The organism is Citrobacter sp. CK188 (assembly GCF_030333525.1).
Lineage (GTDB): Bacteria > Pseudomonadota > Gammaproteobacteria > Enterobacterales > Enterobacteriaceae > Citrobacter_B > Citrobacter_B koseri.
In genome coordinates, this window is sequence record NZ_JAOWFU010000001.1 from 110,963 (window position 1) to 125,585 (window position 14,623).

Below are 14,623 nucleotides of genomic sequence, written 5' to 3' on the forward strand. Positions count from 1 at the left end.
CAAGCATAGCGATTTCGTCCCGGAAGAGACAACCCGTTCATATAGTTTTACGAGGCGTATAAAAAAGCAGGGGCGACTTTCTCGTCCCTGGGGGGCTTATCAGAAGCCTTCCAGCACAATCTTGCCGACGGAGCGGCCCGTTTCAAGCTGTGCGTGCGCTTTCTGAATATTCGCCGCGTTGATGGCTCCGTAATGTTCGCCCAGCGTGGTGTGAATCACCTTAGCATCAATAAGCTGCGCCACGCGGGTCAGTAGCTGATGCTGGGCGAGCATATCGTCGGTTTCAAACATTGAGCGGGTAAACATAAACTCCCAGTGCAGCGAAATACTCTTTGTTTTCAGCGGTCGTGCATCGAGCGTTGCCGGATCGTCTATCAGCGCCAGCTTACCCTGCGGCGCCAGGGCTTCGATGAGCTGCGGGTAATGCTTATCAGTGTGGGTCAGGCTGGCGACGTGCGTCACCGTGTTGATGCCGATCCGCGCCAGCTCTTCCGTTAGCGGTTTGCTATGGTCGATGACATGATGCGCACCGGCTTCGCGTACCCATTTCTGGCTTTCCGGGCGCGACGCGGTGCCGATTACCGTCAGTCGGGTGAGTTTGCGGGCCAGCTGCGTCAGGATGGAGCCCACGCCGCCTGCGGCGCCGACAATCAGCAACGTATCCCCTTCGTTGCCGCCTTCTTCAATGCCGAGGCGGTCAAACAACATTTCCCATGCGGTGATCGAGGTTAGCGGCAGCGCTGCTGCGGCGGCATTATCCAGCGTTTTGGGTTTCAACGCGACGATGCGCTCATCAACAAGCTGGAACTCGCTGTTGCTTCCCGGACGGCCCAACGCGCCGGCATACCAGACTTCATCCCCCGGTGCGAACAATGTCACCGCCTCGCCGACTGATTTCACTACGCCTGTGGCATCCCAGCCCAGCACGCGCGGGGTCCCTGCGTTAAAACCCGCGCGTACTTTGGTATCGACCGGGTTAACGGAGATGGCTTTCACCTCAACCAGCAGGTCATGTCCGGCGGCGACCGGAACAGGGAGGTCAATGTCCTGTAAAAACTCAATATTGCTGCCTTCTGGCGCGGCGCGGGTAATTGCGATGGCTTTCATAACGTCTCCGGTGTGGGAACAGGTTTATCGTTTGTATAATTCGATGGTAAACCGCCAGCAGAACGGGAAAAATAGCCTCACGATGACAGGACTTATATTCGGGGAGTGAAAATGTTCCGGCTTGAAGATCTCACGTTGTTTGTTCGCGCGGCGGCGCTAAACAGTTTTAGCGATGCGGCGCGGGAAGCCGGGGTACAGCCTGCCCAGGTCAGTTCCGCCATCAAACGGCTGGAGTCTACGTTAAACATTCGCCTGTTCGCACGCTCGACCCGCAGCTTACGGCTGACGCCGGAAGGCGAGGTCTGGTTGCCTTACGCCAGGCAGATGCTTGAGGTGATGCACGCCGGGCTGCAAAAAATTCAGACGCCGGAAGATGAGATCTCCGGTACGCTGCAAATCGCCGTGCCCTCCGATCTTGGGCGCAATTTACTGCTCCCGGTATTCCAGTCGTTTCGCCATCGCCACCCTGCGTTGCGCCTGCGGGTGTTTTTCTCCGATCAGGTCGCCGATGTATTTAAAGATCCGGTTGATGTCGCGTTCCGTTACGGCAATACGGAAGATGCTTCTTACATCGCGCTGCCCGTCTCCCCCGATAACCGGCGTGTGCTGGTGGCTTCGCCGGACTGGGTCGCGCAACACGGCGATCCACGTCATCCCGATGATTTAGCGAATCTGAATGCGTTAACGTTCGTCTTGCGCGGACGCCTGCATGACCGCTGGACGTTCATCCGCAACGGTGACGTCAGCAGCGTACAGGTCAACGGCACCATGATGAGCGATGATGCTGAAGTTATCCGGCGGCTGGCTATCGCCGGAGAGGGGATGGCGTATAAATCCTGGCTTGATGTCTCTGAAGATGTGCGTGACGGGCGATTGCAGCGCCTGATGCCAGATTATCAGGGAGAGAAAGTCCCGCTGAGCATGATCTGCCCGCACCGCAAACAGCTTTCGACGGCAGTCCGCCTGCTGCACGAAGCGGTAAAAGCGCGCTGCGAAAGGCTGGAACTCCCCCCGATGTGAAGGCGATATGCGTTGCCGTTTGTATTTTGTAGGCCGGATAAGCGTAAGCGCCATCCGGCGCACAATATGACGAGGGGAATCAGCGCGCCCTTAATCCTTTTTAACTGCGGTTGTGCTTCTTTTAGTTCACCAGGTAATGTTTTCTCCCGTTCGCTCCAGGCCGTCAGGACGATACAGCCATAATCGATTTCTTAATAATGGGTGAGGGCGTTTAAAGATCAGGTCGCAATGAAGGAATGAGTTTGGGGAATTGGCTTAAGACCCAGGGGAAGAGTGAGGAACTTTGGCGGAAGATCACAGGAGTCGAACCTGCCCGGGACCGCTGGCGGCCCCAACTGGATTTGAAGTCCAGCCGCCTCACCGGAGACGACGATCTTCCGCGCCCACATTGCTACATGGAGGCGGGGCGCATTATAGCTACTTTCTCAAGGTTTCCACATCCCCCCACTCACTTTTTTCATCAGCCTTTCGCCTTACCATGATCGGTTTCATATAAATCTTCACAAAATCCATGAGTTACCTGTTTTCATATCTTTTGGGAATTATGAGTACACATAACGTCCATGCGACGTTTCGTGAGAAAACCTGTCACAGGCCCGGTACGCGTAGCGCCACCGGGCAAAACACACTATTGCGCAGGCTGTGGTTGCGTGACTTCCGCTCCTGACACAACGCCTGCCCGCATTATTTGCGTCACCTGCTGTTTATCGGCGTTTACCGCGTGCAACTGACCGTTTACCGTTGGCTTCAGTGGGGCGTCCGCCTGGATATTACCGCTGGCGGTAAGCTGGATGTTGCCGTCGCCGGAAATGGGCAGCGCAGGCCATCCCCATTGCTGCAATACGTTCATTGGCACGCCGCGTCCGTTCAGGCTGACTTTTGTCTGGCGCTGGGGGAGTTGTGAAACGCTGGCCGTGGCTTCTAACAGCCCTTTCTCCGTAAATGCGCTCAGCTCGTTGATGTTAACTGTGCTGCTGTTTGCCGCCAGCGCCAGGGAGGGGCGACGCACGTCCACTCGGTTAAACGTCGCGGCTGCCGCGTTAAGCGTTGCGTTCCCGCTCCATATACCCCATTGATGGTTCTGCACCAGTCCCAGATTCGCGCCATAACCATCCAGCGCGGTGAGCTGCCACGGGAAAGCCGGGTCGATATCAATCACCAGGTTGCGACTGGCGCTGAATTTTTTCAGCGTCAGGCTGTTTAACCAGCCTGGCAGAGGTTTCATCCACTGTTGCTTCCAGTTTTCCGGCAGCGTGTATTCCAGCCCGGCAATGGCGGCATCGTCGAGGATTAGCGCTTTGCCATTACGCAGCCAGTTGCCGGATGTTCTGACCATACCGCCTTCCCAGCGGGTCGTGAACTGGCGTAGCGCAATGCCCTGCGGTGAGAATTCGGCATTCAGAATGGGATCGAAGAAATGCAGAGAACCGTAGATGAACTCGCTGGCATTCATCGACAGTTTGCCCTCTTGCGTCTGCCAGTCATCTTTGCTGAACGTCAGGTTGCGCAAACTGAGATCGAGGTCGGTTACTGCCCAGTCCGGGCCTTGCAGGCGGGCATCGGTCACTTCAAGACGGCCAATTTGCAGAGACGGGATAGCGGTGAGCGGGGCAAAAAAGTCGGTCAGCGATTTATCGCTTTGTAGCCGGATGTCGTTCAGACGCAGATTTTCCACCACCCAACTGCCGTCCGCGTTGCGTCGCGCCACGCCGGTTAAGGCACCGCGCGCAATGTCTGCGCCAATGTTGCTTAAGATTATCTGTTCCTTATCAATGCTGCCTTCAACCAGCACGTTGGTCGCGGGAACATCATTCAGCGTGAGTGAACCAGCGCTGAGCTGGATCTGTGCCTTATTCCCCAATACCTTGCCCGCTTCGGGACGCCAGGGAACCACGCCGCCGTTAACGCGCTGAGCGCTCAGGTTCCACTCACCGCCCGGGCTGTTAAGCGCCATGTTCTGTAATTGCAGGCGGTCAGCCTGAACAGGAAGCGGTGCGGTCTGCGGGGAGATATTGAGCGTGCCGTCCTGCAACAGGATGGCGTCGACGTGCAGGGGATCGGTTATCTGGCGACTGCTCAGGCCGATATCCACCGTTTTCGCGACTAACGTGGCGGGCTGGCCATCCCGGCCAAACGTAACGTTCTCAAGCAAAACGTGGGACGGTGCGGAGAAGCGGTGATCCATGACATCAAATGTCAGGCTGTACCCGCTGTTCTCTGATATCCAGGCGCTTACATGCTCCGCGCCCCAGCGGGTTTGCAGCAGAAAATAGAGGCCGAGGATCACCACCAAAAGGGCAATCAATATGTAGAGAATCAGCTTTCCAATAAATTTCATGGTCTTCCATCCCGCGAAGTGCACACATCTGAGTTATGCACGATTTACGCGCAATCCTCAAGGCGGGAATGGTGAAAGAGCGTTACAGCGGCGATGATTGTCGATCATCGCCGCATTTCGCTTACGGCTTCTCTGGCGGGAAAATCAGGTTCAGAACGATAGCGGTGATGCCCCCAGCGGCAATGCCGGAGGAGAGCAGGTTTTTCACCCAGTCTGGCGCAAATTGCAGGATCAGCGGCTGCTGAGAAACGCCCAGGCCGACAGCCAGCGACAGCGCGATAATCAGGATAGCGCGGCGGTTCAGCGGTTCACGGGAGACGATACGCACGCCGGAAGCGGCGATGGTGCCGAACATCACCAGCGTGGCGCCGCCGAGCACTGGTTCAGGAATGTGCTGCACAAAGCCGCTTACCGCCGGGAACAGGCCGAGCAGGATCAGCATCAACGCTACCACAAAGCCGACATAGCGGCTGGCCACGCCGGTCAACTGAATCACGCCGTTATTCTGCCCGAAACAGGAGTTGGGGAAGGTATTGAACACGGCAGAAACAAAAGAGTTCAGGCCGTTAGCCAGCACGCCGCCTTTCAGACGCTTCATATACAGCGGCCCGGAGACCGGCTGCTCGGAGACATCGGAGGTGGCGGTGATATCGCCGATGGTCTCCAGCGAGGTGATCATAAAGACCAGCATCAGCGGCAGCAGCAGGTTCCAGTCAATGCCCAGACCGTAGTACAGCGGCGTGGGCACCATGATTAAGTCTTGTGTTGCCGGTGTGGTGTTTTCCGGCAGCATTCCCATAAACCAGGCCAGCAGATAGCCTGCCGCCATCGCGATCACCAGCGAGGCCACGCGCAGGTAGGGGTTGCGCTGGCGGTTAAGCAGGATGATCAGCGCCAGTACAACGCCTGCCAGCATCAGGTTTTTGGGCGCGCCAAAGGTGTTGTCGCTCATTGCGGCATAGCCGCCGCCAATGGATGTTAAACCCACCTGGATCAGCGACAGACCGATAATCATCACCACCACGCCGGAGACCAGCGGTGTGATAATGCGGCGCGCCAGATGCAGTATGCGGGAGAGAACCATCTCGGTGCAGCTTGCCAGCATCAGCGTGCCGAATAGCGCTGCCATCATGGTGGGGACGTCCGCTCCGCCGGTTTTCAGCGCGGTGCCGCCCATAATCAGCGGGGCGACGAAGTTAAAACTGGTGCCCTGAATAGATAACAACCCTGAACCGACCGGCCCCCATGCTTTGATTTGAATAATTGAGGCCACACCGGAGGCGAACAGCGACATACTGATAATGTGTTGAGTATCTTGTGCCGGTAAACCGAGCGCCTGGCAGATTAACAGCGCTGGCGTGATGACCGCGACGAACATTGCCAGCAGGTGCTGACAGGCGGCAAACAGGGTTTGAGGGAGCGGCGGGCGATCTTCAAGGCGGTAAATCAGTTCGCTGTTTTGCGTCTGCGCAACCGGTTGCGCATTTGCCGACTCGACGGTGTTAACAGACATCAGAGGCAATCCCATGGTGGAAAAACGGTGATTTTATCTGACCAGATGGTAAAAGCAAACGATTGCATTTATAAATTTTACAAACGGTCTCGGGCAGGGGTTATCAGGCGTTGGAATAACGCTCGGTTTCGGGCATCCAGCGTTCAATCAGGGCGGTTGCCTGTTGCGGATAATGTTCGTGAATGTGACGGGCGATGCGTTGAACATCCGGGATAATGGCCTGATCGCGCAGCAAATCCGCCACTTTGAACTCGGCGTTACCCGTCTGACGCGTGCCCAGCAGTTCACCGGGGCCGCGAATCTCTAAATCCTTTTGCGCAATCACAAAGCCGTCGTTGCTGTCCCGTAAGACCTGAAGGCGCTTCTGTGCGGTTTTCGAGAGCGGTGATTTGTAGAGTAGTACGCAATGGGAGGCCACCGCGCCACGGCCCACGCGTCCACGCAACTGGTGTAATTGCGCCAGACCTAACCGTTCCGGGTTTTCGATAATCATCAGGCTGGCGTTGGGGACATCCACCCCGACTTCAATCACCGTTGTCGCGACCAGCAGGTGCAGCTCACCTTGCTTAAAGGCCGCCATCACCGCCTGCTTCTCTGCGGGTTTCATCCGCCCATGAACCAGACCAATCTTCAACTCCGGTAAGGCGAGCCTGAGCTCTTCCCATGTCGCTTCCGCAGCCTGGGCTTCTAACAAATCTGACTCTTCAATCAACGTACAGACCCAGTATACCTGGCGGCCTTCCTGGGTACAGGCATTGCGGACGCGATCGATAATATCGCTACGACGGGTGTCCGGGATGGCAACGGTAGTGACAGGTGTGCGACCCGGCGGTAGCTCATCAATCACGGAGGTATCGAGATCGGCATAGGCGGTCATTGCCAGGGTGCGGGGGATCGGCGTTGCGGTCATGATTAACTGATGCGGGTGGAACCCCTGCTGCTGACCTTTTTCCCACAGCGCCAGACGTTGATGGACGCCGAAGCGGTGCTGTTCATCGATAATCACCAGCGCCAGCCCGTTAAATTGTACCTGCTCCTGGAAAATCGCGTGGGTGCCGACCACCATCTGTACCTGCCCGCTGGCGATGGCTTCCTGCTGCGCCAGGCGCGCTTTTCCCTTCTGTTTACCTGCCAGCCAGCCCACTTCAATACCAAGCGGTGCAAACCAGTTGCGGAAGTTACTGGCATGCTGCTCGGCCAGCAGTTCTGTCGGCGCCATCAACGCCACCTGTTTGCCGTGCGCAATGGCGCGTAGCGCAGCCAGTGCGGCGACCAGCGTTTTACCGGAACCGACGTCGCCCTGCACCAGACGCATCATTGGCACATCGAGCGCCATGTCGCGTTCTATCTCCGCCACCACGCGCGCCTGCGCACCCGTTGGTTTGAACGGCAATGCGGCCAGCAGCTGATTCTTCAGTGAATCGTTCGTGCTAAGCGGCTGGGCGTGAAAACGCTGCGCGCCGGCACGCAGCGCCAGCATGCTCAGGTTATGCGCCAGTAGCTCTTCCAGAATCAGGCGTCGCTGCGCCGGATGCTGCCCGGTTTCCAGATCGCTAAGCTGTAACGACGGTGGTGGGCGATGCAGCGTGCGCAAGGCTTCCGGCAGGCTCGTCATTCCTTGCGCAAGTTCAGGCGGCAGAAGCTCGGCAATGGCGCAGGTATCAAGCAGGTCCAGCGCCTGGTCGGTGAGCTTACGCAGCGTGGCTTGCTTAATGCCTTCGGTGGTCGGATAAACGGGCGTGAGCGTTTCCTGAAGCGCCGGCGTGCTGAGATCGCCCTGCACGCGGTATTCTGGGTGAATCATCTCCGCGCCGTACTTCCCGCGTTTGGCTTCACCATAGGCCAGTACGCGCCGTCCGGTCGCCAGGCTGTTTTTCATTGCCGCGCTGAAGTTGAAAAAGCGCATGGTGAGAATGCCGGAGCCATCGCTAATCTGGCAGGTCATCATCCTGCGACCGCCGAAGGTGATATTGCAGTTCAGCACTTCGCCTTCAACAGTGGCGTAAATGCCCGGCAGCAGTTCGCCAATCGGGTAAAGATGGGTGCGATCTTCATAACGCAGGGGAAGGTGCAACAGGAGGTCCTGCACGGTGTGCAGGCCAATTTTTGCCAGTTTGCTGCTTTGTGCCGCGCCAACGCCGGTCAGGGAATTGAGCGGGATGGCATCCAGCAAACGGCCTTTCATGTGATTACCCTGCTGCCTGCATCGTGGACCACCAGGCGGCGTCGGCCTCGATCTCACCCTGCATGTTTACGTGAGGGTAGGGCAGGCCCTTGCGCTTGGCGACTTTCGCCAGCACCGGATAGCCGCCCTCAAACAGCAGGCGCTGCTGTTCGTCTTCCGGCAGCATGCTGTTTTCACGCAGGTACATGCCGGCGTTCTGCCGCTGGCGCTGTGCTTCGTAGAGAATCAGAGCGGAAGCGACGGAAACGTTAAGTGACTGCACCATGCCGATCATCGGGATGATGATGTCCTGATCCGCCAGGTCTAAGGCTTCCTGGGTGATGCCGGTTTTCTCCTGCCCCATCAGGATGCAGGTTGGGCGCGTGTAATCGATTTCGCGGAAATCAACGGCTTTATCAGAGAGATGAGTCGCCAGAACCTGCATGCCCCGGCCCTTCAAATGGCTGACCGCATCGCCGATGGTACGGTGGGTTTTCACCTGTACCCAGCTATTGCTGCCCGCTGCCGCCGACGCCATGGTGCGCATACGGCTGCCCGGCCAGACGGCGTGAACTTCGTGTACGCCTACTGCGTCGGCGGTGCGAATGATCGCCGAGACATTATGAGGTTTGTGGACCTGCTCCATGCAGACCGTCAGATCAGGCTGACGCCTGGCGAGCATCTCGCAGATACGCGCATAACGCTGTAAGTTCATAAAACTAGTTTCGGTTACGGGTGACTTTTATCACGTCCGGCATCACGCGGATTTTGCGCATGATATTCGCCAGATGAACACGGTCACGCGCGGTGAGGCGAATAAAGGCGCTATAGACGCGACCATCCTTTTCTTCCGTATTCAGACTCTGAATATTGGAGGTCGTCGTGTTGATTGCCGCCGTCAGGTTGGCCAGCGCCCCCTGGTGATTAAACATATCCACCTTAATTTCAGTGATGAACTCCTGCTCCGTCTCTTTGTCCCATTCCACAGCCATAAACTTCTCTGGCTCTTTCTGGTAACCACGGATGTTGCGGCAGGATTCATGGTGGATCACTAACCCTTTACCTGGGCTGACGTGCGCAATGATCGGGTCGCCTGGAATCGGGCGGCAGCACTTCGCAAAGGTGATCAGCACGCCATCCGCGCCTTTAATCGGCAAATGCCCATGATTGGACTGCGTTGTGGCAGGTGCGGCGGCTTCGCCTTGCTGAAGATTTTTCGCCACCACCACGCTCATCGCATTGCCCAGACCAATTTCCGCCAGCAGATCGTCCAGCGTTGCGAGCTTCATACGCTCCAGTTCGCGCTGGATGTTCTCTTGCGGGATTTCAGCCAGTTTACGGCTGCCGCCGAGGGCATGGTTGAGCAAACGGCGCCCCAGGCTGACGGAATCATCACGCTTGAGGTTCTTCAGCAACTGGCGAATTTTGGCGCGAGCTTTTGAGCTGACGACAAAGTTAAGCCATGCCGCATTCGGGCGTGCGCCAGGGGCGGTAATAATTTCGACGGTCTGACCGCTGGTAAGCGGCTGTGACAGTGGGTATGGCTGCCTGTCGACGCGCGCGCCTACGCAGGCATGACCGATATCGGTATGTACGGCATAGGCGAAGTCGACCGGCGTGGCACCGGCAGGCAGCTCAACAATGCGCCCTTCCGGTGTGAAAACGTAAATCTCATCCGGGAAGAGATCGGATTTAACGCTCTCGATAAATTCAAACGAGCTACCGGCGCTCTGTTGCAGCTCCAGCAGGCTTTGCATCCAGCGCTGAGCGCGGATTTGCGCGGTGGTGCTGGTTTCACCGTGCTCTTTATAAGCCCAGTGCGCCGCAACCCCCATTTCCGCCATCTGGTCCATGTCTTCGGTACGGATCTGTACCTCAACCGGAACGCCGTGCGGGCCGATCATCGAAGTGTGTAAAGACTGATAGCCGTTCGCTTTTGGAATGGCGATATAGTCTTTTACGCGCCCCGGACGCGGCTTATACAGGCTGTGCATCTGGCCGAGTACGCGATAGCAGGTATCGGCATCATGTACGATCACGCGAAAGGCGTAGATGTCCATGATGGAGTGAAAACGCTGCTCTTTGAGCACCATTTTGCAGTAGATAGAGTACAAATGCTTTTCACGCCCGCTCACGCGACACGGAATGCCTGCTTCCTGCAAACGTCCTTCGATCTCAGAGAGGATTTTTTGAATCATCTCTTTGCGGTTGCCGCGAGCGGCTTTTACCACTTCTTTAATCACGCGATAGCGGTTTGGGTACAGCGCTTCAAAACCCAGCTCTTCCAGCTCGGTTTTAATGTGATGAATACCTAAACGGTGCGCCAGCGGACTGTAGATCTCAAGGGTTTCACGGGCGATGCGGCGACGTTTATCCGGGCGTAATGAGCCCAGCGTGCGCATGTTGTGAGTGCGGTCGGCAAGTTTGATGAGAATGACGCGGATATCCTGCACCATCGCCATAATCATCTTGCGAAAGTTTTCAGCCTGCGCTTCTTTCTTATCGCGGAACTTAAGCTTATCAAGCTTGGATACCCCTTCTACCAGCTCTGCAACGCTTTTACCAAAAAGCTGTTCCATGTCCTGGTAGGTCGCAGGAGTATCTTCAATCACGTCATGCAGCAGCGCAGCCATCAGCGTTTCATAGTCGAGTTTCATCTCGGCCAGAATACAGGCTACCGCAACCGGGTGCGTGATATAGGGTTCACCGCTTGAACGTGTCTGACCCTCGTGAGCGTCACGTGCAACGAGATACGCCTGCTGAAGACGTTTTATCTGGTCTTCAGGCAGGTAGTTTTGAATCAGTTGATTCAGGCTTTCAAACAGATACAAGGGCGACCCGCTTTGTGATTAACGACGGCCTTCAGCAATAGCGGTAACGGCTTGTAATTCAGCGGCTTCCTGCTCTTGCTGTTCCTGGCGCTCACGGACGTCGAGGATCTGGTTGTTGATCAGACCTTCTTCGATTTCGCGCAGCGCGATTACGGTAGTTTTATCGTTTTCTTCCGGTACAAGCGGATCCTTGCCGCCTACCTGCATCTGACGAGCGCGACGCGCGGCGACCAGTACCAGGTCAAAACGGTTACCAATTTTCTCTACAGCGTCCTGAACAGTTACGCGTGCCATATTTAAAATGCTCCACAGGTGAAGAAATGACTGGGCATAATACTGAAAGTGGGTTCAGTCTGCCAACAGTTTGCTGATTAAAGCGTCATGACGCTGCTTTTGGCGGCTCATGCGCAGACGTTCGGCGCGAATAATGGTTTTCAGATCGCCCAGGGCGGTGTCGAAATCATCATTCACAATAAGGTAATCATATTCGGCGTAATGGCTCATTTCTGCAACAGCTTGCGCCATACGTTTTGCGATTACTTCTTCGCTATCCTGACCGCGCCCGCGAAGGCGGCGGTCCAGCTCAATTTTGGACGGCGGTAAAATAAAGATACTGCGCGCTTGCGGCATCTTCTCACGAATTTGCTGTGCGCCCTGCCAGTCGATATCCAGAAAAACATCCACACCCGTTGCCAGCACTTGCTCAATGGTTTCACGCGATGTGCCGTAATAGTTACCAAACACTTCAGCGTGCTCCAGAAACGCATCTCTGCCAATCATGGTTTTGAACTCATGATGATCGACAAAGAAATAATGCTCGCCATGCACTTCACCCGGACGCGGTGCGCGCGTGGTGTGTGAAACAGAAACCTGGGTGTCATACAACGGTTGGGTTTTTAACAACGCCTGAATCAGGCTGGATTTACCCGCGCCACTGGGGGCAGAAACAATATAAAGCGTGCCTTGAGCCATGAGTATCTTATGTATGTGATTATCGAAAGAGAGCCTACATACGAGCTTATTATACACGTCGCCGCTATGTGACGTAGCCTTTGTCACACTTTTTGCGTCAGTTTATTGCGTTTTGCGTACCTGTTTCCTGATTTACCGTGTAGTTACTGCAATCAATGAAAATGTCTGGAAGCGTGTTCGCACGATCGCTTTTTGCCTCTCGGTTTTGATGACGCCCCGCGTTATACCTGGCCCGCAATCTACAGCGGAGGTACTGATGAGAAGAGGGAAAAGTATCGTGCTGAGTCTGTTGCTGTGGCATTTCCCGGTATGGGCGGCTTGCCCTGACTGGTCGCCAGCCAGAGCGAATGACGAAATCGCCCGGCTACAGCAGCAGCTCGCCCAGTGGAACGACAGTTACTGGCAGCAGGGGGTTAGTGCGGTAGACGATAGTGTTTACGATCAGCTCAGCGCGCAATTGGTGCAGTGGCAACGCTGCTTTGGCGGTGATACCGGGGCAGAACTGGCGCCGCCAGTGAGCGGCTCATTGCCCCATCCTGTTCCGCATACGGGTGTGCGAAAGCTTGCGGACAAACAGGCGGTGCAGCAGTGGATGCGTAAGCGCAGCGATTTGTGGGTGCAACCGAAAGTGGATGGAGTGGCGGTTACTCTCGTATACCGGGATGGGCGCCTGGTCAGCGCGATTAGCCGGGGAAGCGGGCTTAAAGGCGAGGACTGGACGCAGAAGGTGCGTTTAATACCCGCAGTACCGCAAAGCACAAAAGGCGCGCTTGCCAATAGCACGTTGCAGGGTGAGATTTTTTTGCTGCGCGACAACCATATTCAGCGGCAGATGGGAGGAATGAATGCCCGCTCGAAGGTCGCCGGAATGATGATGCGCCAGAATAACACCTCGTCGCTCCAGTCGCTGTCTGTTTTCATCTGGGCATGGCCTGATGGCCCGGCAACGATGCCTGAGCGCTTGCGTCAACTGTCCGGGGCAGGATTTGGCTTTGCACAACAATATTCTCAACCGGTGAAAAGCGCTGATGATGTTGAACGCGTGCGTACAGCATGGTGGACAACGGGATTACCGTTCGTTACCGATGGGGTCGTGGTAAGAACGGGTAAAGAACCTGAGGCCAGACACTGGATGCCCGGGCAGGGCGACTGGCTGGTTGCCTGGAAGTATCCTCCGGTCGCAAAAGTGGCTGAAGTCACCGGGGTTCAGTTTGCTGTCGGCAAGAGCGGGAAAATCTCGGTTGTGGCGTCGCTTGCGCCAGTAATGCTGGATGATAAACGGGTGAAGCGCGTAAATGTAGGGTCTGTCAGGCGTTGGGAGGAGTGGGACATTGCGCCAGGTGACCACATTCTTGTCAGCCTTGCCGGACAGGGGATTCCGCGTATTGATAAGGTTGTCTGGCGTAGCACTCAACGGGATAAGCCCGCACCGCCGGGGAATCGCTATAACGCATTAACCTGTTTTTATGCGACTGAGGTATGCCAGGAGCAGTTCATCGCCAGGCTGGTCTGGCTGGGGTCGAAGGAGGCGCTGGAGGTTGACGGGATGGGGGAGGCAGGATGGCGTGTGCTTCACCAGGCGCATCGTTTCGAGCATATTTTCTCCTGGCTCGCGTTAACGCAGGAACAACTACAGGCGACACCTGGGTTTAGTAAAGAAAAAAGCAAGCAGTTGTGGCATCAGTTTAACCTGGTGCGGCATCGGCCATTTATCCGCTGGGTGATGGCGATGGGCATACCGTTAACGCAGGCGGCGCTTAAGGCCAGCGGCGATCGTTCATGGGGGCAGCTACTGGCACGCACGGCAGGATACTGGCAACAGCTTCCGACGACAGGGGAGGGGCGCGCCAGGCGGGTCATCCAGTGGCGGGATAACCCGGAAATACGGGCGCTGGGCAACTGGCTGGCTGCCCGGCATATTAACGGCTTTAGCCCTTAGTGACCTTCGTGGCGATAGTAAAACACCGGCAGGCCAAGTTTGAGACGCAGCGCCAGCAAGCGAGCGGTAAAGCCAAAAACCAGCGTGGAGATAACCACGACGTCTTGGTTGGATACGTAGTGTTGTAGCGCGATGTACAACACGGCAGACGCAAAGGAAACACCAGCATACAGCTCTTTCTGGAAGACCAGCGGAATACGTTTGCAGAACATGTCACGCAATACGCCGCCAAATACGCCGGTAATGACAGCCGCCACAATAGCGATGACCGGGCTATGCCCCATATCCAGCGCAACCTGAGCGCCGATAATAGAAAAGACCACTAAGCCCAGCGCATCAAGTACAAGGAACAGTTTGCGTAGGTAAGGCATTACAGGGGCGACGATCGTCGTCAGAACCGCAGCAGAAGCGACAATAATCACGTACTCAGGGTGCTGTACCCAACCGAGCGGATAGTGACCGAGCAGAATATCGCGAACGGAACCGCCGCCAATTGCTGTCGCGGTGGCAATGATAATTACGCCAAATGTATCCATGCGGCGTCGACCCGCAGCGAGCGCCCCGGTCATGGCTTCGGCAGTAATGCCAATTAAGTAGAGAACGTGTAACAGCATGTCTTCCCCCTGGTTTACTGAGGGCAGAGACTAACGATTTGTGCGTAATATCACGATTGAGATTTTCTAAGGTGAAGCAATTTTGATAACTATATTTTATGTGGTTATTGCGATTCATCCGCTAT

General features: G+C 56.1%; 11 protein-coding genes and 1 tRNA gene. 2 read left to right on the forward strand and 10 right to left on the reverse strand.

The annotated features are described in order from the left end of the window. Positions 1–99: 99 nt before the first annotated feature. The gene (locus tag OGV67_RS00525) at positions 100–1,107 is read right to left on the reverse strand and encodes a zinc-binding alcohol dehydrogenase family protein (RefSeq protein ID WP_286464840.1); all 1,008 of its coding nucleotides are present in this window, start codon (positions 1,105–1,107) and stop codon (positions 100–102) included. Positions 1,108–1,218: 111 nt separating this feature from the next. On the opposite strand from OGV67_RS00525, the gene OGV67_RS00530 reads away from it, so the two are divergent. Further along, positions 1,219–2,127, forward strand: a complete 909-nt coding sequence (locus OGV67_RS00530; protein WP_115614299.1) for a LysR family transcriptional regulator — start codon at positions 1,219–1,221, stop codon at positions 2,125–2,127. Between the two features lie 284 nt (positions 2,128–2,411). On the opposite strand, the gene OGV67_RS00535 is transcribed toward OGV67_RS00530, so the two are convergent. The 8 genes from OGV67_RS00535 to gmk all read right to left on the reverse strand — a co-directional run bounded on the left by OGV67_RS00535 (position 2,412) and on the right by gmk (position 11,945). Next, positions 2,412–2,506 (reverse strand) — tRNA-Sec (locus tag OGV67_RS00535). A 249-nt stretch (positions 2,507–2,755) separates the two neighbouring features. Next, on the reverse strand, positions 2,756–4,465 hold the full coding sequence (locus OGV67_RS00540) for an AsmA family protein (RefSeq protein WP_049008087.1): 1,710 nt from the start codon (positions 4,463–4,465) through the stop codon (positions 2,756–2,758). A gap of 121 nt (positions 4,466–4,586) precedes the next feature. Then, positions 4,587–5,978, reverse strand: a complete 1,392-nt coding sequence (gene xanP / locus OGV67_RS00545; protein ID WP_024131065.1) for a xanthine/proton symporter XanP — start codon at positions 5,976–5,978, stop codon at positions 4,587–4,589. A gap of 103 nt (positions 5,979–6,081) precedes the next feature. Beyond that, on the reverse strand, positions 6,082–8,163 hold the full coding sequence (gene recG, locus OGV67_RS00550) for an ATP-dependent DNA helicase RecG (RefSeq protein ID WP_200003553.1): 2,082 nt from the start codon (positions 8,161–8,163) through the stop codon (positions 6,082–6,084). Between the two features lie 4 nt (positions 8,164–8,167). Next, entirely contained in the window at positions 8,168–8,857 is a 690-nt protein-coding gene (gene trmH / locus OGV67_RS00555) for a tRNA (guanosine(18)-2'-O)-methyltransferase TrmH (protein WP_049011031.1), read from the reverse strand. A 4-nt stretch (positions 8,858–8,861) separates the two neighbouring features. After that, positions 8,862–10,973 carry a bifunctional GTP diphosphokinase/guanosine-3',5'-bis pyrophosphate 3'-pyrophosphohydrolase gene (gene spoT, locus OGV67_RS00560; protein ID WP_012135784.1) on the reverse strand — a complete coding sequence of 704 codons (2,112 nt, stop codon included), beginning with the start codon at positions 10,971–10,973 and terminating at the stop codon, positions 8,862–8,864. 18 nt (positions 10,974–10,991) lie between these two features. Next, positions 10,992–11,267 (reverse strand): DNA-directed RNA polymerase subunit omega, encoded by a 276-nt coding sequence (gene rpoZ, locus OGV67_RS00565; RefSeq protein ID WP_000135058.1) that lies wholly within the window; start codon positions 11,265–11,267, stop codon positions 10,992–10,994. A gap of 54 nt (positions 11,268–11,321) precedes the next feature. Next, on the reverse strand, positions 11,322–11,945 hold the full coding sequence (gmk, locus tag OGV67_RS00570; RefSeq protein ID WP_012135783.1) for a guanylate kinase: 624 nt from the start codon (positions 11,943–11,945) through the stop codon (positions 11,322–11,324). 256 nt (positions 11,946–12,201) lie between these two features. Between gmk and ligB the strand changes: the two genes are divergently transcribed. Further along, on the forward strand, positions 12,202–13,884 hold the full coding sequence (gene ligB / locus OGV67_RS00575; protein ID WP_115614300.1) for an NAD-dependent DNA ligase LigB: 1,683 nt from the start codon (positions 12,202–12,204) through the stop codon (positions 13,882–13,884). Here ligB and OGV67_RS00580 read toward each other — a convergent pair. Next, complete coding sequence (locus OGV67_RS00580; protein WP_012135781.1) at positions 13,881–14,498, reverse strand: trimeric intracellular cation channel family protein; 618 nt, start codon at positions 14,496–14,498, stop codon at positions 13,881–13,883. The two genes, ligB and OGV67_RS00580, sit on opposite strands and share 4 nt — an antisense overlap. Positions 14,499–14,623: the final 125 nt, after the last annotated feature.